Source organism: Flavobacterium denitrificans DSM 15936 (assembly GCF_000425445.1).
In the GTDB taxonomy this organism is placed as follows: Bacteria; Bacteroidota; Bacteroidia; order Flavobacteriales; family Flavobacteriaceae; genus Flavobacterium; species Flavobacterium denitrificans.
In genome coordinates this window covers 316,554-336,685 of record NZ_AUDL01000004.1, presented here as the reverse complement: position 1 = coordinate 336,685, position 20,132 = coordinate 316,554, and the positions used below count along the sequence as shown (strand labels likewise).

Sequence of the window (20,132 nt, the reverse complement as noted above, 5' to 3'; positions counted from 1 at the left end):
AAAAATCACACTTAATTCTATTTTTTTTAAAATAGTATAGCTTCAATCGCAACAAATGCTGAGGTAATGTGCTTTTTATCAAGTTGATAACTTTTTGGCTAAAAATCTAAAAATTAACTATTTTGATTTTTTAATTTTGAGAATATTCTTATTGTCAGAAGTAGGAGTTGCAGATTCTATATTTTTTTAAATCAAAAAAATCCTTTCATCTTTTTACAAAAAGACAAAAGGATTATTGAAAATTGAATCTATATAATTGATCTAAAATTAAATTCGGCTTAATTAGTTTTTCAAATCTTTGATTACTTTGAACGCAACGTCAACTTGATCTTCGCCAACTAAAATTGTAAATTCATTTGAAGTAGAAATTACCTCGTTGATGATGATTCCTTCCCAAGCCAAACGTTGGAAAATAAAATAATAAATTCCAGGAACAACAATATTTTCTTTTGGCAATTTTACTGTAATAGAAGCTAAATTGTCTAATTTCTGAATTAGTTTTTCTCTCATAAAGTGTTTCTCAACCAAGTGATTCACACTGCTGCTCACTACAATATTAGTTTCATTTACACCACGTGATGAGGTATAGAAAATATCAGATAAAGCATTAATATCAGAAATTAAATCAGCTTGTTTGTTTAAAACAGTTTCTGAAGCAGCAAAAGTGTAATCTGTAAGCTCAGAACGAACCGTGATTTCACCAATATTCTTGATTACTTTATTGATTTTGTGGTTTAATTTAAAATCTAATTCCTCAGTCAATCTTTTAAGAGACATTACAACAGCACCTTGTTTTACCTCTTTGCCAAACTCACTTTCCAGCTCGGTCATAATATTTCGAGATAGCGAAGTCAGATTGATAATTCCGAGCGATAATGCATTTAATAAAAACGGTTTTGTTTTGATGTAATTTTCGACGATGGAAGAAACGGTTTTCATAATTTTTTTTCTTTTTTTTTGTAACTTAATTGTGTTGGTTTAGTTAATTTGATGTTATAAATCTCTGCAAATATAAATAAAAAAACAAATTGTTACAATTATAACAACAAAAAAATATGTTAAAAATGATAAAAAGCGTCAGTAAGGTGCTCAATTGCAAATGTTTCCTCGGTTTTATGAATCGCAATTATGTCAAAACGAATATTTAAATCGTCATTAAAATCCATTTCCCTATCGTTTATGTAGGCATTTACTGCTTTTATGAGTAGCTGAATTTTTTTTTGCTTGACAAAATCTTGCGGAGAACCAAAATCTAAACTCGATCTTGTCTTGACTTCTACGATGGCCAAAATGGATTCTTTTAGGGCAATAATATCAATTTCGGCTTTTTGAATAACAAAGTTTCGTTCTAAAATTTCATAGCCATTTTCTTCGAGATAAGAGACAGCCAAATCTTCTCCAAGTTTTCCTAGTTCGTTATGTTCTGCCATGTTTTTTTTGTTTCAAGTTTCAAGTTTCAAGTTTTTTGTACATAAAAACACAAAGTCGCAAAGGTTGGATACACTTTGCGACTTTGCTCCCGATAATTATCGGGATTGCGAGATTTTATGTGGTATTTTTAGTTTTCCTAGAAAGGAATCAATGTGAGATATTATTTTTGGAATGTAAGTGTACTTCCAGAAGCATTTACATCGATTGTAACAGTATTTCCCATTATCAAGGTTCTGTTGTCTCTAATATGTCCTGCTGGGAAATTGAAAATTACAGGAATATTATATTTTTTAGTCACATCATCAATGATTTCTAGAGCGTTTTTCCCCCACGGAACTTCATTGTCTTTCATTTTGGTCATGCCACCAATAACAATTCCTTTCAAATTTTCGATGCATCCATTTCGTCTTAAATTCATCATCATACGGTCAATATGATACAGATATTCATCTAAATCTTCAATAAATAGAATTTTGTCTTTACAATCAATTGCCGATGGTGAACCTAATAAGCTATATAAAATGGATAAATTTCCACCAACCAATTCTCCAGTTGCTTTTCCAAAACGATTCATTTGGTCTGGAGCAATAGAATAGGATACAGGTTCTCCAAACAAACTTGCTTTTAAAGAACTGACCGCTTCTGGCGTTGCACGCGGTACTGTAACTGGCATTATAGCATGCAACGATTTAAAGCCCATTGTGTTTAAATGATTGTGCAAAACCGTTACGTCGCTAAAACCGATAACCCATTTCGGATGCTGTTTGAATTTGGTAAAATCTAATAAATCTAACATTCTGACAGTTCCGTATCCACCACGAACACACCAAATTGCTTTGATATTTGGATTGTCCATTTGCTTTTGAAAATCGGCCGCACGTTGTTCATCTGTACCAGCTAATTGGTGGTAATCAAGACCAATTGTGCTTCCTACAACAGCTTCTAATCCCCAACTGTGCAATAAATCAATTGTTGGTTTTAAATTGTCGTCGATGTTTTTTCTAGCTGTTGCCAAAAGAGCTACAGTATCTCCTTTTTGTAAATAAGGTGGTGTTATCATGTTTTGTTGAGATTGACAAGTGAATGTATGTAAAGCAAAAGTAAGAAATGCGATTTTAAAGCAGTTAAATTTCTTTTTAAGATTGAGGAAGCTATTCATGATTTCTTATGCTGTTTTTTAATTTTGGTCTGTAACAAATTTAGATATTTGAACGCATAAATAACTGAAATTTCTTACAAATTATTTAATTTGGCGTTTTAATTTTTTAAAGTTATGCAAATTATTAAATTTCATTTTTGTTTGATCGCTTTTTTTGCAATTTCTAGTTTAAGCGGTCAATCTAAAAAATACAGTATTCATACTGTAGCCTTTTATAATTTCGAAAATCTTTTTGATACAATTAATGACCCAAGCACAAACGATGATGAATGGACACCTATAGGTGCGCAACATTGGACAAAAGAAAAATACGAACAAAAATTAAGGAATTTGTCTAAAGTAATTTCTGAAATTGGAACTCCAGAAAACTTAAATGCACCAACTTTAATAGGTTGTTCAGAAGTTGAAAATAGAGGCGTCCTTGAGGATTTGATCAAACAAGAAAAAATTGCAGATTTCGATTATGGAATTATTCATTTTGATTCACCAGATCAACGCGGGATCGATGTGGCACTTTTATACCGTAAAAAATATTTTAGGCCGACTTCTTTTTCAAATATTCCTTTAATTATTTATAAAAACAAAACTGTTCCTCAAGAAAAACGAAATGAAGATTTGGGTGATGTTGAAATTAAAGATAATCATAATCGTGTATTTACGAGAGATCAGCTTTTGGTTACGGGTTTTCTGGAAAATGAAGAAATTAATATCATCATTAATCATTGGCCGTCCAGATCAGGTGGCGAAAAAGCCAGCAGTCCGTATCGTGAAGCAGCTGGTAGATTGAACAGAAAAATTATTGATTCATTGCAGCAAATAAATCCGCTTGCAAAAGTGATTACGATGGGAGATTTGAATGATGGACCATTTAACAAAAGCATAAAAGTGGGCTTAGGAACAGAATCTAAAAAAGCTGAAACTTCAGAATTTGGAACTTTCAATCCGTTTGAAGAAATGGCAGCAAAGGGAATGGGAACGCTGGCTTTCAGAGATTCTTGGGATATTTTCGACCAAATTATAATGACTCAAACTCTTATTCAGCCTGATTTTTCAAGTTATAAATTCTGGAAAGCAGGAATTTTCAATCGGCCTTATTTAATTCAGACTGTTGGAAAATATAAAGGGTATCCGTTGCGAAATTCTCCAACCGAAGCAGGTTTTAGCGATCATTTTCCGGTTTACATCTATTTGGTAAAAGAATTTTAGTCGCAGTCGCAATTTTCAGTCTCAGTGAATCTGAAAACTGCGACTGCGACTGAATACTTTTCATTACCTTAGCATTTCATAAATTCTGAAAAAAATGGCTATAGCAAAACCGTTCAATCTTACCCAATGGATTGAAGAAAACCGACAATTACTTAAACCGCCAGTTGGAAATAAAAACCTTTATGTAGATTCAGGCGATTATATCGTGATGATTGTTGCTGGACCAAATGCTCGAAAAGATTATCATTATAATGAAACCGAAGAGCTTTTTTACCAGCTTGAAGGAAGCATAAAAGTAGTCATTCAGGAAGATGGCGAACGCAAGGAAATGGAATTAAATGCTGGTGATATGTATCTTCATCCTGCTAAGGTGCCACATTCTCCAGTTCGTTCTGAAGGTTCAATTGGATTAGTAATCGAAAGAAAACGCGCAGGGCTTGGTTATACTGATGGTTTGCTTTGGCATTGTGATAATTGTAATCATAAATTGTATGAAGTCTATTTTGAACTTCATAATATCGAAAAAGATTTCCTTCCTCATTTTGAACATTTCTACAATTCAGAAGAATTAAGAACCTGTGATAAATGTGGAACTGTTATGGAAACAGATCCGAGATTTGTGGCTAAAAAATAATTTCGATTAAAACATAATAGCAAACCCGACAGGTTTTTAAAGCCTGTCGGGTTTTTTATAAGTGCAGTTTTTAAATATTTTTTAATCTGCCTAATCAGTAAAATCTGTGGCCAAAAAAATTATAATTCAAACTTCTTCCCTTGTTGAGGATAAATAATCTTCAATCTTAAATCATTTTGAATTTTAATTTGCTCTTTTAGTTTTGTAATGTTTTTAGCTGGCGGTTTCAAATGTGTAATGATAATATTGAAATCCTTTAAACTACCTTTTCCAGCTAAATTTTCCAAGACATGAAGTTCTTTCATTAAATGGTTTGGTGTCAAATGTCCAAATAAAAATTGATCAGGCTGTTCATTTGGAAAAGAGACTTCGATAAAAATACCTTTTAATTGTTTGTTTTGAACTAAAGGTGCAACTGCGGTCCATAGATTTTTTAACTTATCACTTTTCTCAACAGAATCTGGCCCAGTATCACCTAAATACAGGACATAAGATTCTTCATTTTTAATTAAAAATGCAGTACTTTCAAACGGGTTAACATGACTTAAAGGAAAAGCTTTTACCGTCATTTTTGTATTTGCAATAGGAGTTTCTTCGCCTAAACTCAAGGTTTGGAAATGATATTTTTTTAGTGGAAATCCCACGCCTTTATCTCCAAAGTTTGCCCAAGTATGGTCGTTAAAATAATGATTTTCCATCATTTCCATACATTTTTCAGTGGCATAAACTGTTTTTGAAGAATCGGCAGGAGAATTTATGATTAAGCCAGAAACGTGATCTAAATGCGCATGCGAGATTAGATATCCTTTGATGTATTTTCGCAAAACTTCGCTTGTAGAAACTTTAAAGACCTTGTTTTCAATTGCTTTTTCGATTCCTGCATTTACAGTTCCAGCATCCAGACAAATGAAATCTTTCGTGTTTGTTGGCGCTACTAAATAGGCAGAAAGATTTTTTTCGTCGATTCCTCCTTTTATTCCCAGCGGAACAACTTGGAAAGAGGTTTTTTCTTTTTGAGCAAAAACATTCGCTGAAATTAAAAGCAAACAAAGTAAAAGTCTATTGAAATTGGTCATAATTCAATTTTTAAGTAGTGCAAATTTCACGAAATAATTCCAATAAATGCGGTTCTGTTTCTGTAAATACTATCAAATAATCTTAAATTTACAGGTATTTATGTTGGCACTTCAATTTGAAATTAATTCTAAAAGAATATCTTTACATAAATAATATAACAATTTTAACTAAAAAAGTTACAATGACAACAATAGCATCGCAATTTGGTATGAACGAAGCCTTAGAAAAACTAGGAATTAAACTAGTTAATGAAGGGACTTCAACAGGAGTGGAGAGTTTTTCATCAGGAGAAATCTTAGATAGTTTTTCTCCTGTTGATGGAAAATTAATTGCATCGGTAAAAACTTCTACACTTGAAGATTATGAGAAAGTAATGCGTTCAGCAACTGAAGCTTTTAAATCTTTTAGATTAATTCCAGCGCCGCAACGTGGTGAAATTGTACGTCAGTTTGGAGAAAAATTACGTCAAAATAAAGAAGCTCTTGGAAAATTGGTTTCTTATGAAATGGGCAAATCATTACAGGAAGGCTACGGCGAAGTTCAAGAAATGATCGATATCTGTGATTTTGCGGTTGGATTATCTCGTCAATTACATGGTTTGACAATGCATTCTGAAAGGCCGGGACATCGTATGTATGAGCAATATCATCCACTGGGAATTGTCGGAATTATTTCGGCATTTAATTTTCCGGTTGCCGTTTGGTCTTGGAACACTGCTTTGGCTTGGATTTCTGGCGATGTCTGCGTTTGGAAACCTTCTGAAAAAACACCTCTTTGTGGTATTGCATGTCAAAATATAATCGCTCAAGTTATTAAAGAAAACAATTTGCCAGAAGGAATTTCTTGTTTGGTAAATGGTGATTATAAAATAGGAGAGTTGTTGACAAAAGATACTCGTATTCCGTTAGTTTCTGCAACAGGTTCAACCCGAATGGGGAAAATTGTGGCGCAAGCAGTTGCAGCTCGATTAGGAAAATCATTATTAGAATTGGGAGGAAACAATGCCATTATTGTTACTCCAGATGCAGATATTAAAATGACTGTTATTGGTGCAGTTTTTGGTGCTGTTGGAACGGCTGGTCAACGTTGTACATCAACTCGAAGATTGATTATTCACGAAAGTATTTATGATAAAGTAAAAGATGCTTTAGTCGCGGCTTACAAACAATTACGAATTGGAAATCCGCTTGACGAAAATAATCACGTTGGGCCGCTGATTGACACACACGCAGTTGAACAATACGCTGTTGCTTTAAATAGAGTCGTTTCTGAAGGTGGAAAAATTTTGGTTGAAGGTGGAGTACTTTCAGGTGAAGGTTACGAAAGTGGCTGTTATGTAAAACCTGCAATTGCTGAAGCTGAAAATTCATTTGCAATTGTGCAACATGAAACTTTTGCTCCTGTTTTGTATTTAATTAAATATTCTGGAGAAGTTGATAATGCAATCGAAATTCAGAATGGAGTTGCTCAAGGTTTATCTTCAGCAATTATGACGAATAATTTACGCGAGGCTGAAAGATTTTTATCGGTTACAGGTTCAGATTGTGGTATTGCAAACGTAAACATTGGAACTTCGGGAGCTGAAATTGGTGGTGCTTTTGGTGGTGAAAAAGAAACTGGAGGCGGACGCGAATCTGGATCTGATGCATGGAAAATTTACATGCGCCGTCAGACTAATACGATCAATTATACTACGAATCTTCCTTTGGCACAAGGAATTAAATTTGACTTATAAGATTCAAAATAATTATAAAACAACAAAGGCTTCCATAATTGGAAGCCTTTGCTTTTTAAATTAAGTTGGTTAGGTTTTGTTTGTATTATTTTTTAAGAATTGTTTGATTGAAAGAACCATTAGAAGTGTAAAGTTTAACTAAATAAGTTCCTGGAATTAATTGGCTTAAATCGACACTTTCAGCATCTTTTCCTGCACTTTTTACTAACGTCCCAAAAATGTTGTAAATCTGGACTTTTTCAATTGATTGCGTTGATTTTGAAAAGTATAAAACATCAGAAACAGGGTTTGGATATAAAAGGACATTTGTAGTTTCTGGTTCTGCAGTGGTTTCAGTTGTTTTTGCCATTCGTGCAGTGCCTCCGCTTGTGTAAACGGTACTGATATAGAAAAGATTTGCAACAGATCCTTTGGTAATGGTATGAGAACCTGCAGCGATTGATGCGGTTACAATTCCTGCTGATGCAGTATAGGAAACGTTATCAACTTTAATAGTTCCGGTAAAATTCGAATCAAAAACCAAAGTAAGTGTCGAATTGCTTGTTGTCGTGTAAGTTATTGAAGTGCTTGATTCGATCTTTAATCGTTTAGTCAAAGTAAGTCCGTTATATGTTACAGAACCGTCTGTAGAGTTCATATTTCCGGTAATTGCATAAAACGAGCTTGTTTTACCAGAGACTGTAAAATTGTGAATCTCATCACTACTTGGAGTTCCAGTGTTAACTGTAATTGTTCCTGAACCTGTTGCCGGCGTTCCTGTTCCTGTAGTTGCAATTGAGTAAGATACTGTTGCTGTTGGTGTTCCAGTAATTGTAATTGTTTTAGCAGTTGTGTTTTTCACAAAACTAATTCCAGATGTTGGTAATCCTGTTACGGTTGCGTCTGTAGCAGTTCCTCCCCAAGTGAAAACAATTGATGATATTGCTGACCCACTTGTTACAGTCTGGTTATTATTTGACGTTGATGTTAAAGTTTGCGCTCCAGCTGCCGTTACCGTAATTGTTCCTGATCCCGTTGCTGGCGAGCCCGTTCCAGTCGTTGCTATTGAATAGGAAACTGTAGCCGTTGGAGTTCCCGAAATAGTAATAGTTTTAGCAGTTGTGTTTTTTATATAACTAAGCCCTGATGCCGGCAAACCTGTTACAGTAGCGTCTGTCGCGTCTCCGCCCCAAGTAAATACAATTGATGCAATTGCAGTTCCGCTTGCTACAGTTTGGTTTTGATTGCCAGTCGAAGTAAGTGTTTGTGAACTCGCAGGAGGATTTCCTTCGCCTTGAACAGCTACTAATGTTCCAGTATAGTTTGTTAAAGCCGATTTAAGAGCTGTAATTACAAGTGACGAAGTATCATCAACACTGTTGTCAAATGTCCATTTTAAATCTCCTCCAGAAATACGCCCGGCATATTGAGTCACTTTTGTTTTTGCAGTTGCTGGCTGATCAACAACTAAATTTTTTACATATAATGTAGCATCTGTATCAAAGTTGTTATATGAATTTGCACCCGATTTTGATTTGATAGTGCTACTTACGGTTTCGCCTCTTGTTGTTGCTACATAAGCGTCGAAATCTGTAGCAGAACTTATTTTTCCTGAAATATTGTATAGCGGGTTAGGATCATTATAAGCCACAAAACGCATATTGTTTGTTCCGTTCGAAGTATCAAAAGTGTTGTTGTAGGCTTTAATGCTTCCGCCAGCTTCACCAGAAAAGGTTCCCATAGTTCCTGCATTATTGACCTGATTAGCTTCATCCCATATATCTGTTCCTTGTAAAGAGGTTAACATTGGGTGCTTACTATTTCTATAATAATTTCCCTCGATGAAAAGCGAAGAACCTAAAGTTGAACCTGCGCCATATTTAGAAACTCCATCATAATAATTGTTGTAAATGTGTGCCGAATAATAACGTACACGTGGATGACGAGAATCAGAATGGTCAAACCAGTTGTGGTGATACGTAATGTATAAACCAGTTGTAGTTCCTTCACTTAACCCTAAAAGACTTGCTTTTCCGTTATCCCAAAAGTGGTTGTACGACAAAGTGATATAAGTGGAAGATTTGTTGTCCAATGCTCCGTCACCTTTAATTTGATCGGCATCGCTTCCTGCATTTCCGTAGAATAAATCACAATTGTGGACCCAAATATGATCATTGTTTTGCTGCATTCCAACATTGTCACCAGCTGTACTATTGCAGTTCATAAAACCGAGATTGCTTACCTCAATATTCGAAGCCGATTTTAAACGAACACCCCAGCCATTTGCTACGGCATCATTTCCAATTCCTTCAATTGTTACATAACTCGATGCGTTGTTTGCATTTTCGATTACCACATCACCACCTTCCATTACAGTCATATCCGTAATATTTCCGATTAATCGTATGATGAATGGGCGAGTATCTTTTCCTTTCTTAATAGCGTATAAAATATTTTGAAGACCCACACAAGGATTTGCACTTGCTCCAGTAATATTCATCGAAATCGTGTTTTTTGTATTTTGCGTAATGTATAGGATTACTGCATTGTCTTTCGGTGTTCCGTCGGCTTTATAACCACCCGGAACTCTACCGCTTTCAAAAGCAAATCCATTTCGATCGTGTGCAGAGACAGTCAATGCGCTGGTTATTGATCCAATGCCTTCTGTGCCTGAGATTACTGGTTTTACTTTAATTGTGTATGACCCAGCTTTCAATCCTGGAACATCGGCACGATAATAGCTTCCGTAACTTCTGATTAGTTGATCATCAATTTTTCTGTCTGTGCTTCCTTCACCAGAATAATAAACATTGTAGGTTTGAGCATTGCTAACTGGTTGCCATTTTACGAAAGCAGTTTCAAGCCAGCCAGATGCTTCAGTAATTGTAACTTGTTGTGCCCAGATTTGTGCTGTCACAAAGAAAACGAAAACGAAAAGTAGGTTTTTTTTCATAATTGTTTAGGTTAAAAAAGTTAGTAATAGTTATTTGTGGTTTTGATTATTTTTTACAAATATTAATTGTAATCGATTACACAAAAATATAATTTTTTCTGAAATTCATAAATATTTCATAAATAAAAGAAATATTATTTAAAAAATTAATTATATAAATATTGATTATGTAATAAATTGCACTAATTGTAATTTATTACATAATTCAAGAAGTGTCTTCTTAGGTCTTATTTTTACTACGTTTTTGATATGTGAAAAAACAAAAAGGATCATATATTTTTGCAAAATTTTTAAGATTTGCAAATGTTTTAAAATAAAAATTAAAAATAGGAAATAAGCCACTTTTTTGAGTTTGATTTGGGGTTTTTACACTGATAAACAATTTTTTGATCTCTTTTTACATTCTTTTTAAAGATACAAGGGTCAATTAGAGGAATGCTGTTTTTTAAAGAAATTTTGAAAACGAATTGGTGAAGATGTAATTTTTATAAATGCTTTTATTAAATGATAAGCATAAAAAAAGCCTTTTTGAAAAGTTCAAAAAGGCTTATATAGTATAAGTTGGAAAAACTACTAGTCTTTGCTAGATAATTTTGAAAGCAATCTCAAAAATTCAACGTAAAGCCAAACTAATGTAATAATTAGTCCCATAGCACCAAACCATTCCATAAATTTTGGCATTCTTTGCTGTACTCCTTTTTCGATTTGGTCAAAATCTAAAAATAAGTTCAAGGCCGCAATAACAATTACAAATACACTAATCCCAATGCTCATCATTGAATTTCCATAATGAACAGGAGTCCAGTTTGTAAATAATGAAACTAACCAAGAAATTAAATAGTAAGTCCCGATTGCTAGAGTAGAGGCAATAACGACTGATTTGAATTGTTCAGTAACTTTTACGATTTTAAATTTATATAAACCCAAACATACTAAAAAAGTAACGAGTGTTGCAGCAACGGCATTGATTACTATTCCAGGATATTTTATTTCAAATATTGCAGAAATTCCGCCGATGAATAAGCCTTCAAAAAAAGCGTAACCTGGAGCTAGATATGGCGAAGCTTGGGGTTTGAATGAAGAAATAAGAACCAGGATCAAACCAACGATCGCACCACCAATAGTAGGCAACATAGGATTCATTCCGTTAAAGGCCATCCACCAAGTTATCATTGATCCGGCACACAGCAATAAAAATAAAATGGCTGTTTTGTTGATTGTACCAGACAAAGTCATTTCTTGATTGTAATCAATAATTTGTGCTTCGTGTACTTCTTCAGCTTTTGATACAGTATTTGATGAAAAACGCTTGTCGCTTAAAAATGGATTTTTTGAATTGAAGTTCATATTTTTAATACATTTAATTGTAATCAAATATATGGAGTTTTTTTGAAGTCTGTTGTTTTGCGTTAAATTTTTAACATGAATTTTTCGGACTAAAGGTGGCTTAAAAAAAAGTCCGTCAAAAATAACTCTTGACGGACTTTTTATATTTTGGATAAACTTTTTAGTTCAATAAATCTAAAACTAAAGAAGGGAATAAACCTAATACAATGTTTAAAGTAATTGAAACAATTGCTACAGCATAAATAAGGAATGGTTTTCCGGTGCGCTCTTCGTTTGGTTCTTTTGAATACATTGCTAAAATTAATTTAAAATAGTAACCAACACTGATAATAGAGTTGATAACAGCAACAATAACTAAAGCAATATAACCAGATTGAATGGTTTGGCTGAATAAGAATAATTTAGCAAAAAATCCAGAGAAAATTGGAATTCCGGCCATTGATAATAATGAGCCAGTCAAAATTGCAGCCAATAACGGATTTGTTTTTCCTAAACCGTGGAAGTTTGTAATATCCTCGTTGTCTTGATTTTTGCAAACATATAAAATAACACTAAATGCCGCGATTCCTGCTAATGCATACGCAGCTGCGTAGTACAATAAAACTCCTGCAGAAGTTGCGATAGTCAAAAATGTCATCAACATGAAACCAGCATGTGAGATTCCTGAAAATGCAAGCATACGTTTCACATTCACTTGACGCAAAGCCATTAAATTTCCAACTGTCATAGAAGCAATTGAAATGATCACTATAATATGTTCAAATGTTCCTAATAGATCTTGGTTTTCTAATGAAGGAATTAAGTTTAAACCAGCTACCAATTTGTAAAGTGTTGCAACCGCAACAACTTTAGCCAAAGTGCTCATCAAAGCCGTTGTCAATGCAGGAGAACCTTCATAAACGTCTGGAGCCCAGAAATGAAATGGTACAGCTGCAATCTTAAAAAACATTCCAATTGTCATTAAGACCATCCCGATTGGAAACCAGATTGGCAATTCAGCAGATAGAGAGCTTTCGTAGATTTCAGTTACATCAAAAGTTCCCATAGCTCCGTAAATCAAACAAATTCCGAATAAAATGATTCCTGATGCAAAAGATCCCATCAAGAAATATTTCATACCAGCTTCGTTACTTTTAATGTTCAAACGGTCACTTGCTGCAAGAATGTATAATGCAATTGACAGGATTTCAATTCCAAGGAAAAACATTGCTAAATTTCCAAAAGAAACCATAGCAACAGCTCCAGCCAATAAAAATACTTTTATAGCAATATAATCAGAAATTTTTGTTTGATGATTTTCGTAAAAATTATGACTTAATGCTACAAGGAAAATAGTCAAAATAATAAACAATGATGAAAATGCAGTAGAGAACTTGCTTACCGCAATCATATTGTTGTAATAACTTGCTGTTGATCCAAATTCATAATAGTTAAGTGCTAAAACTCCTAATAAACCTAAAATGGTAAACGGAACAATGCCTTTTCTAAAATTTAGAATTTCAAACAATAGGCAAAAAATACCCAATCCTGTTATAGCTATTAATGTATTCATTTTTGTTTTTTTGATTTAGGAAATCTAAAACGCCCTAATTTATTTTATTTAAAATATTAATTTTTATTGATAACGTTTAAAATCGTTTCTAAACTTGGTGTGATCAAATCTGTTATAGGTTTTGGATAAAATCCAAAGAATATTAAAACAGCAATAATGGCTACCATTGAAATACCTTCGTTAAGCGTAACATCAGCAAATATTTTTGAATTCGTTTCTCCTAACATAACATTCTGAAACATTTTAAGCATATAGTAAGCTCCCAAAATAATAGTAGTTCCGCCCAAAACAGCAAACCAGATATTGATTTGAGATAAACTGTATAATACTGTAAACTCTCCAATAAAGTTAAATGTAGTTGGCAAGGCAACTGAAGCTAGAACCAAAATTAAGAACATTGAAGTAAATTTTGGAGACTGTGTACGAATACCACCTAATGAAGCAATTTCTCTTGTTTCAAATCTTCTGTAAATAATTTCGGCAGCATAAAACAATCCAACAACAACAAAACCGTGAGCAATCATTTGTAAAACTGCTCCACGTAAACCATCAACCGTCAAAGTGTAAGTTCCTGCAGCGATTAATCCCACGTGAGCTAAAGAGGAATAAGCTAATAATTTCTTTAAATCTTTTTGTCTCAAAGCTACAATTGATCCGTAAATAACTCCAGCAATTCCTAATATGATAAAAATATCCATGTATTCTTTCGCTGCCAAAGGCGCAATTGGCAATTGCCAACGAATTACACTGTACAATCCCATTTTAAGCATGATACCTGATAAAAGCATTGTTCCAACTGTTGGTGCTTTTTGGTACACATTTGCTTGCCATGTATGGAAAGGAATAATTGGAATTTTGATTGCATAAGCTAAAAAGAAAGCTAGGAATATCCATAATTGCTCGTCAGCAGAAAGATTCAATTTGTATAGATCTTCGATTAAGAAACTGCCCGCTTTTTGATATAAATAAATAAATGCAACAAGCATGAATAACGAACCGGCAAGTGTATAAATAAAGAATTTAACCACCGCTTTTCTTCTTTCATCTGCATCTCCATTACCCCAGATAAGTGCAATAAAATAGATTGGAATAAGAGCTAGCTCCCAGAAAATATAATATAAAAGACCATCTGCAGCAAGGAAAGTTCCTGTCATTGCAAATGCCATAAATAAAATTAATGCGTAGAATGCCTTAGCATTTTTATATTCATTTCCAAAAGAAGAAAATATAATAATCGGTGTTAAAGCTGCTGTCAATAAAAGCATTGCAAGAGCTAATCCATCAGCATTTAAGGCAAATGAAATTTTTGGTTGTGTAATCCAGCTGTTGATTACGCTGATATTTTCGCCAGCAGAAAAATTATTCAATAATACAATTGAACATCCTAAAGCTGCTAAACTAAAAAGTAATGCAACTTTTGAAGCTAGTTTGTCACCAGAAAAATAAGTGGCAAATGCACCAATTAAAAGTATAATTAATATAGTAGAAACGTTCATAGTTATAATATTATTGAGCTAAAAATATATAGGAAACAATTGCACAAAGTCCTAAAACAAAGGCAAAAAGATATAATCCGATACTTCCGGTTTGTAATTTTTTTCCTTGAAATGATAATTCATTCGCCACTTTGCCTAATCCAAAAACAAGTGCAGATAAACCAGTTTCAACATAATCTCTAAAGATTTTTGATAAGCTGTTTACAGGACGCACAAATACTGCATCATAAAGTTCGTCAACATAATATTTGTTGTATAAAACTTTTGCTACACCAGTAATGTTTTCGTCGCTTTCTGGCACATTGTCTTGTTTAAAGTATTTTATATAAGCAATTAAAATTCCTAGTAATCCGCCTAAAACTGCAACACCCATTAAAGTGTATTCAGTTGGGCCTAAATGGTGTTCTTCGCCTGCCACTTTTGTGAAAAGAGGAGCTAAGTACTCATTTAGCCAGCTGTTTCCTGGCAAACTGATTAATCCTCCAAAAGTTGCTAAAATTGCTAAAATGATAAGCGGAATAGTGATTAATGAACCACTTTCGTGTAAATGATGTTTTTGTTCTTCAGTTCCTCTAAATTCTTTGAAGAAAGTCAAGAACATTAATCGAAACATATAGAAAGCCGTCATAATTGAAGCTACAGATCCAACAACATATAATGGAATACTATGGTGGAAAGCTGTCAATAAAATTTCATCTTTAGAAAAGAATCCCGAGAAAAATGGAACTCCAGAAATGGCTAATGAAGAAATCAACATTGTCCAGAACGTAATTGGCATTGCTTTACGCAATCCACCCATATTACGCATATCTTGCTCGCCATGTAATCCGTGGATAACAGAACCTGAGCCTAAGAATAAACAAGCTTTGAAGAAAGCGTGCGTGATTACGTGGAAAACAGCTACTTCATAAGCTCTAAATCCTAATGCTAAAAACATTAGTCCTAATTGAGAAACTGTAGAGTATGCCAATACTTTTTTGATATCATTTTGAACTAATCCAATTGTAGCTGCAACTAACGAAGTGATCGCTCCGATTACTGCAATTACAGTTTGAACATCTGTTGCAAGGTCAAAAACAAAGTTTAATCTCGTTACCATAAAAATACCCGCAGTTACCATTGTCGCCGCGTGGATTAATGCGGAAACAGGAGTTGGTCCAGCCATTGCATCAGGTAACCAAGTGTATAATGGAATTTGAGCAGATTTACCACAAGCTCCAATAAATAAACATAAAGCAGCTAAAGAAAGTAATGATACATCTAAGTTAGCAGCTCCCGCAATTGCTGTTTTTAAAGTTGCATAATCTAATGTTGAGAACATCGATCCGATGATAAACATTCCAATTAAAAGACCTAAATCTCCAATTCTGTTCATGATGAAAGCTTTTTTTGCAGCATCATTGTAATCTTGGTTTTTATGCCAGAATCCAATTAATAGGTAAGAACAAAGTCCAACACCTTCCCATCCGATGAAAAGAACTAATAAGTTGCTTCCAATTACAAGCGTAATCATAAAGAATACGAACAAATTCAAATACGCGAAAAACTTGTGCATATTCTCATCATCGTGCATGTAACTGATAGAGTATAAGTGAATCAAAGATCCAATTCCGGTTACGAAAAGCAACCAAAGAACTGATAATTGATCTAATAAAAATCCAAGATTGATTTTTAAGTTGCTAATTTGAATCCAATCAAATAAAGTAACTTCAATTGCTTTTCCAGTTGAAGTAATTTGATTAAAAAGTACAAGAGTAACGATGAAAGAAATTGCCACAGCTACAGTTCCGATTGCTCCTGAAACTGTTTTTCCAAGGCTCTTTCCAAAGAAAACATTGATTAAAAATCCTAAAAAAGGAGTTAATACTAAAAGTAAAGCTAAATTAATATCCATTTCTTTTTATCCTTTTAAATTTTTTAAGTTATCGATACTAATTGAGCCAATGTTTCTAAAAATTGAAACTAAAATTGCTAATCCTACTGCAACCTCTGCGGCAGCAACTGCCATCGAGAAGAATACGAAAACTTGTCCTTGTGCATCTTGATGATAAGTCGAAAAAGCCACAAATAAAAGGTTAACTGCATTCAGCATGATCTCGATAGACATAAAAACGATGATTGAATTTCGTCTGTATAACACACCAAAAATACCAATACAAAAAAGTACAACACTTAAAAAGATGTAATTTTCAATACCTATTTGATTTAATATATTACCCATTACTTATTTAATTTTTCTTTTTTAGACAATAATACAGTTCCAATCATTGCTACTAAAAGTAAGACTGAAGCAAATTCAAACGGCACCATATATTCGTTCAATAATATTTTGCCCAATACTTTAATCGATTGGAAATCTTCACCAGTTGAATCATAATCACCCACAATTGGCTTAGAGTTGATGAAGATTGCGATTAAAACAATTACAATCAAGCAAAAAGAAACAATGGCACCCAAGCGTGTAATTCTTGGGCGGTGCACGTCTTTTTGTTCGTTTAAGTTCATTAACATGATCGTAAACAGGAACAAAATCATAATAGCTCCGGCATAGACGATAATATGAACAATTGCTAAGAATTGAGAGTTTAATAACAAATAATGACCTCCAATAGAGAAGAAACAAATCACTAAGTAAATAGCTGAGTGAATAGGGTTTCTGCTAAAAATAGTCAAGAAAGCAGTAATTACGGTAATAAACGCTAAGATACAGAATATCACTCCTACAGGAGTTGCGTTTGCAAGATCTGGAATGTGTATCATTAGTTAGCGTTATTAAGTTGTGAATTTTTCAAAGCCATTTCTAAAGGCATTACTAATTTGTCTTTTCCAAAAATGAAATCTTCTCTTTCATAGCTTGCAGGAACTAATACTTTAGATTCGGTCAAGTAAATAGCATCTTTCGGACAAGCTTCTTCGCACAAACCACAGAAAATACAACGAAGCATGTTGATTTCATAGATTTCAGCGTATTTCTCTTCTCTGTATAAGTGTTTCTCATCTGCTTTACGTTCAGCAGCCTTCATAGTGATTGCTTCTGCTGGACATGATAAAGCACATAATCCGCAAGCAGTACAGTTTTCACGTCCTTGCTCATCGCGTTTCAACATGTGTTGACCACGATAAACAGCACTTCTTTCACGTTCTTGCTCTGGGTAATGAATTGTAGCTTTTTTTCTAAAAAAGTGTTTGATTGTAATCAATAAACCTTTTACAATTGCCACAAGATACAATCGTTCCAAAAAAGTCATGTCCTTGTTTGACACCACTTTTTTTCTACCCGATAATGATATAGTTTCTATTGACATTTTTACTATTATAATTTATGATTCAAAATTTGATAAGTCAAATTCAAATCTATTTTGTTTTTATTTGAAGCTGATTACGGTTTTAAAATCCTAAAGCTGCTGCGATATCGTGTCTTAAAATAACAGCTCCTGTAATCATAATATTAACAATCGAAAGCGGAATCAAAATTCTCCAACCTAAATTCATTAATTGGTCATATCTAAATCTTGGAATTGTCCAACGTACCCACATGTAAAAGAATATGAAGAAACATATTTTTACAAATAAAACTGCAATTCCTAATAAGTTAGCTGTGTTTACACCAACATTTTCTACCATCCATTGCATTCCAGGATAATTATATCCTCCAAAGAATAAAACAGAAATAATAGTTGCCGAAATAAACATACTTGCATATTCAGCAAATAAATAGAATCCCATTTTCATTGAAGAATATTCAGTATGGTAACCTCCAATTAACTCGCTTTCACATTCTGCTAAGTCGAAAGGTGTTCTGTTCGTTTCAGCAAAAGAACAAATCAAGAAGATTAAAAATGATAATGGCTGATAAAAAACATTCCAGTTCATTCCTTGTTGCTGTAATGAGATTTCTTTTAAGCTCATTGTTCCAGTCATCATCAATAATGCAATCATTGACAATCCCATCGCAACCTCATACGATACCATTTGAGAAGCAGCACGAACCGCTCCCATCAATGAGAATTTATTGTTAGAAGCCCATCCACCAATCATGATACCGTAAACTCCAACAGAAAGAACTCCGAAAATGTATAGTAAAGCAATGTTTACATCAGTAGCTTGAAGAATTATATCTCTTCCAAAAAGATGTAAACGATCTCCCCACGGAATTACAGCACTAGTCATTAAAGCAGTACTCATGGCAATTGCCGGACCTACTACGAACAAAAATCTATTTGGCGTGTTTGGAAAAAACTCTTCTTTAGAGAATAATTTCATACCATCAGCAAGCGGTTGTAATAAACCTCCCCATCCAGCGCGGTTTGGTCCAATACGATCTTGCAAGAAAGCAGCAACTTTACGTTCTGCCCAAGTAGAATACATTGCCATAATCATAGTTACCGCAAAAACGACAACGATAACAACACTTTTTTCTATAATAAATGCACTTTCCATTTCTTACTATTTTTGGTCTTTATCAGTTAATGGAATTGCTGCCATACTAATTTTTTTACGGTCAATATCTCTACCTAAAAGGATATTCTTTTCAGTATCGATTGTAACTTTCTCTAATTTTTGAGTGTAATTATTTTGATTGATTACAGAATCTTTTTCAAATTCTCTTGGTCCTTCAATAACCCAGTCGTTCACATCTTTGTGATCAAAACGACAGCTGTTACAGATGAATTCTTCAACTTCGTGATATTCATCTTTACGACCCGTTACACGTTGAATTTCATCACCAAACATCCAAACGGTAGTTTTACCGCAACATCCTGGTGTGGTACATTCTCTGTGTGCATTGTAAGGTTTGTTGAACCAAACTCTTGATTTAAAACGGAAAGTCTTGTCTGTTAAAGCTCCAACCGGACAAACGTCAATCATGTTTCCAGAAAACTCATTGTCGATTGCTTTAGAAATTCCAGTTGAAATATTAGCGTGGTCACCACGGTCTAATACGCCGTGAACTCTGTTGTCTGTCAATTGATCTGCAACTTGTACACATCTTTGGCATAAGATACAACGGTTCATATGCAGTTGAATATTTGGACCAATATCTTCTGGTTCAAATGTTCTTTTCTCTTCGATAAAACGTGATTTTGGGTTTCCGTGCTCAAAACTTAAATTTTGAAGATCACATTCTCCGGCTTGATCACAAATTGGGCAGTCTAATGGGTGGTTGATCAATAAAAATTCTGTTACAGATTTACGCGCTTCCGTAACTCTGGCAGAAGATTTGCTGTTTACTTCCATTCCGTCCATACATCCTGTTACACAAGATGCCATTAATTTTGGCATTGGTCTTGGGTCAGCTTCGCTTCCTTTAGAAACTTCAACTAAGCAACAACGGCATTTTCCACCGCTCCCTTTTAATTTTGAGTAATAGCACATGGCTGGCGGTACCAAATCTCCACCAATCATACGTGCAGCCTGCAGGATTGTTGTTCCTGGCTCTACGTCTATACTTTGACCGTCTATGGTTACTTTCATCTCTTAATTTTGTTTTTTTAGTTTCAGGTTTCACGTTTCAGGTTTTCATTTGAAACTAAAAAAACTTGAAACTTTAAACTATTTTAAA

At 33.9% G+C, this 20,132-nt stretch carries 17 protein-coding genes; 3 read left to right on the top strand and 14 right to left on the bottom strand.

Annotated features, from left to right (window positions below):
- Positions 1-282 precede the first annotated feature (282 nt).
- The 3 genes from H600_RS0101500 to H600_RS0101490 form a co-directional block, all read right to left on the bottom strand.
- Complete coding sequence (locus H600_RS0101500) at positions 283-939, bottom strand: hypothetical protein (RefSeq protein ID WP_008466087.1); 657 nt, start codon at positions 937-939, stop codon at positions 283-285.
- A gap of 119 nt (positions 940-1,058) precedes the next feature.
- Positions 1,059-1,430 (bottom strand): YraN family protein, encoded by a 372-nt coding sequence (locus H600_RS0101495; RefSeq protein ID WP_026727128.1) that lies wholly within the window; start codon positions 1,428-1,430, stop codon positions 1,059-1,061.
- A 161-nt stretch (positions 1,431-1,591) separates the two neighbouring features.
- The gene (locus H600_RS0101490; protein WP_026727127.1) at positions 1,592-2,491 is read right to left on the bottom strand and encodes a S66 peptidase family protein; all 900 of its coding nucleotides are present in this window, start codon (positions 2,489-2,491) and stop codon (positions 1,592-1,594) included.
- A gap of 213 nt (positions 2,492-2,704) precedes the next feature.
- Between H600_RS0101490 and H600_RS0101485 the strand changes: the two genes are divergently transcribed.
- On the top strand, positions 2,705-3,796 hold the full coding sequence (locus tag H600_RS0101485; protein WP_026727126.1) for an endonuclease/exonuclease/phosphatase family protein: 1,092 nt from the start codon (positions 2,705-2,707) through the stop codon (positions 3,794-3,796).
- A gap of 94 nt (positions 3,797-3,890) precedes the next feature.
- Entirely contained in the window at positions 3,891-4,430 is a 540-nt protein-coding gene (locus H600_RS0101480; protein WP_026727125.1) for a 3-hydroxyanthranilate 3,4-dioxygenase, read from the top strand.
- A 119-nt stretch (positions 4,431-4,549) separates the two neighbouring features.
- Here the strand turns inward: H600_RS0101480 and H600_RS0101475 are convergent, their stop codons facing one another.
- Positions 4,550-5,506, bottom strand: a complete 957-nt coding sequence (locus tag H600_RS0101475; RefSeq protein ID WP_026727124.1) for an MBL fold metallo-hydrolase — start codon at positions 5,504-5,506, stop codon at positions 4,550-4,552.
- A gap of 182 nt (positions 5,507-5,688) precedes the next feature.
- Here H600_RS0101475 and amaB point away from each other — a divergent pair, with 182 nt between their 5' ends.
- On the top strand, positions 5,689-7,242 hold the full coding sequence (gene amaB / locus H600_RS0101470) for an L-piperidine-6-carboxylate dehydrogenase (protein ID WP_026727123.1): 1,554 nt from the start codon (positions 5,689-5,691) through the stop codon (positions 7,240-7,242).
- An 85-nt stretch (positions 7,243-7,327) separates the two neighbouring features.
- On the opposite strand, the gene H600_RS0101465 is transcribed toward amaB, so the two are convergent.
- The 10 genes from H600_RS0101465 to H600_RS0101420 all read right to left on the bottom strand — a co-directional run bounded on the left by H600_RS0101465 (position 7,328) and on the right by H600_RS0101420 (position 20,044).
- The gene (locus H600_RS0101465; protein ID WP_026727122.1) at positions 7,328-10,174 is read right to left on the bottom strand and encodes a pectate lyase family protein; all 2,847 of its coding nucleotides are present in this window, start codon (positions 10,172-10,174) and stop codon (positions 7,328-7,330) included.
- A gap of 573 nt (positions 10,175-10,747) precedes the next feature.
- Positions 10,748-11,521, bottom strand: a complete 774-nt coding sequence (locus H600_RS0101460; protein WP_026727121.1) for a Bax inhibitor-1/YccA family protein — start codon at positions 11,519-11,521, stop codon at positions 10,748-10,750.
- 160 nt (positions 11,522-11,681) lie between these two features.
- The gene (locus tag H600_RS0101455) at positions 11,682-13,073 is read right to left on the bottom strand and encodes an NADH-quinone oxidoreductase subunit N (protein ID WP_026727120.1); all 1,392 of its coding nucleotides are present in this window, start codon (positions 13,071-13,073) and stop codon (positions 11,682-11,684) included.
- A 56-nt stretch (positions 13,074-13,129) separates the two neighbouring features.
- Entirely contained in the window at positions 13,130-14,569 is a 1,440-nt protein-coding gene (locus tag H600_RS0101450; RefSeq protein ID WP_026727119.1) for a complex I subunit 4 family protein, read from the bottom strand.
- 10 nt (positions 14,570-14,579) lie between these two features.
- Positions 14,580-16,463 carry an NADH-quinone oxidoreductase subunit L gene (nuoL, locus tag H600_RS0101445; protein WP_026727118.1) on the bottom strand — a complete coding sequence of 628 codons (1,884 nt, stop codon included), beginning with the start codon at positions 16,461-16,463 and terminating at the stop codon, positions 14,580-14,582.
- Between the two features lie 6 nt (positions 16,464-16,469).
- On the bottom strand, positions 16,470-16,790 hold the full coding sequence (gene nuoK, locus H600_RS0101440; RefSeq protein WP_026727117.1) for an NADH-quinone oxidoreductase subunit NuoK: 321 nt from the start codon (positions 16,788-16,790) through the stop codon (positions 16,470-16,472).
- Positions 16,790-17,329, bottom strand: coding sequence for an NADH-quinone oxidoreductase subunit J family protein (locus H600_RS0101435; protein WP_035108238.1), 540 nt, complete (start codon positions 17,327-17,329; stop codon positions 16,790-16,792). Before H600_RS0101435 ends, nuoK begins: the two co-directional genes overlap by 1 nt.
- Positions 17,329-17,874 (bottom strand): NuoI/complex I 23 kDa subunit family protein, encoded by a 546-nt coding sequence (locus tag H600_RS0101430; RefSeq protein WP_026727115.1) that lies wholly within the window; start codon positions 17,872-17,874, stop codon positions 17,329-17,331. Before H600_RS0101430 ends, H600_RS0101435 begins: the two co-directional genes overlap by 1 nt.
- Positions 17,875-17,956: 82 nt before the next feature.
- Positions 17,957-19,009, bottom strand: coding sequence for an NADH-quinone oxidoreductase subunit NuoH (nuoH, locus tag H600_RS0101425; RefSeq protein WP_026727114.1), 1,053 nt, complete (start codon positions 19,007-19,009; stop codon positions 17,957-17,959).
- 6 nt (positions 19,010-19,015) lie between these two features.
- Positions 19,016-20,044, bottom strand: coding sequence for an NADH-quinone oxidoreductase subunit G (locus H600_RS0101420; RefSeq protein ID WP_026727113.1), 1,029 nt, complete (start codon positions 20,042-20,044; stop codon positions 19,016-19,018).
- Between the last annotated feature and the right edge of the window lie 88 nt (positions 20,045-20,132).

What these genes read in the sequence shown, in the direction of transcription:
- H600_RS0101500 (WP_008466087.1), bottom strand. Translation starts at nt 939, where the DNA reads ATGAAAACCGTTTCTTCCATCGTCGAAAATTACATCAAAACAAAACCG.
- H600_RS0101495 (WP_026727128.1), bottom strand. Translation starts at nt 1,430, where the DNA reads ATGGCAGAACATAACGAACTAGGAAAACTTGGAGAAGATTTGGCTGTC.
- H600_RS0101490 (WP_026727127.1), bottom strand. Translation starts at nt 2,491, where the DNA reads ATGATAACACCACCTTATTTACAAAAAGGAGATACTGTAGCTCTTTTG.
- H600_RS0101485 (WP_026727126.1), top strand. Translation starts at nt 2,705, where the DNA reads ATGCAAATTATTAAATTTCATTTTTGTTTGATCGCTTTTTTTGCAATT.
- H600_RS0101480 (WP_026727125.1), top strand. Translation starts at nt 3,891, where the DNA reads ATGGCTATAGCAAAACCGTTCAATCTTACCCAATGGATTGAAGAAAAC.
- H600_RS0101475 (WP_026727124.1), bottom strand. Translation starts at nt 5,506, where the DNA reads ATGACCAATTTCAATAGACTTTTACTTTGTTTGCTTTTAATTTCAGCG.
- amaB (WP_026727123.1), top strand. Translation starts at nt 5,689, where the DNA reads ATGACAACAATAGCATCGCAATTTGGTATGAACGAAGCCTTAGAAAAA.
- H600_RS0101465 (WP_026727122.1), bottom strand. Translation starts at nt 10,174, where the DNA reads ATGAAAAAAAACCTACTTTTCGTTTTCGTTTTCTTTGTGACAGCACAA.
- H600_RS0101460 (WP_026727121.1), bottom strand. Translation starts at nt 11,521, where the DNA reads ATGAACTTCAATTCAAAAAATCCATTTTTAAGCGACAAGCGTTTTTCA.
- H600_RS0101455 (WP_026727120.1), bottom strand. Translation starts at nt 13,073, where the DNA reads ATGAATACATTAATAGCTATAACAGGATTGGGTATTTTTTGCCTATTG.
- H600_RS0101450 (WP_026727119.1), bottom strand. Translation starts at nt 14,569, where the DNA reads ATGAACGTTTCTACTATATTAATTATACTTTTAATTGGTGCATTTGCC.
- nuoL (WP_026727118.1), bottom strand. Translation starts at nt 16,463, where the DNA reads ATGGATATTAATTTAGCTTTACTTTTAGTATTAACTCCTTTTTTAGGA.
- nuoK (WP_026727117.1), bottom strand. Translation starts at nt 16,790, where the DNA reads ATGGGTAATATATTAAATCAAATAGGTATTGAAAATTACATCTTTTTA.
- H600_RS0101435 (WP_035108238.1), bottom strand. Translation starts at nt 17,329, where the DNA reads ATGATACACATTCCAGATCTTGCAAACGCAACTCCTGTAGGAGTGATA.
- H600_RS0101430 (WP_026727115.1), bottom strand. Translation starts at nt 17,874, where the DNA reads ATGTCAATAGAAACTATATCATTATCGGGTAGAAAAAAAGTGGTGTCA.
- nuoH (WP_026727114.1), bottom strand. Translation starts at nt 19,009, where the DNA reads ATGGAAAGTGCATTTATTATAGAAAAAAGTGTTGTTATCGTTGTCGTT.
- H600_RS0101420 (WP_026727113.1), bottom strand. Translation starts at nt 20,044, where the DNA reads ATGAAAGTAACCATAGACGGTCAAAGTATAGACGTAGAGCCAGGAACA.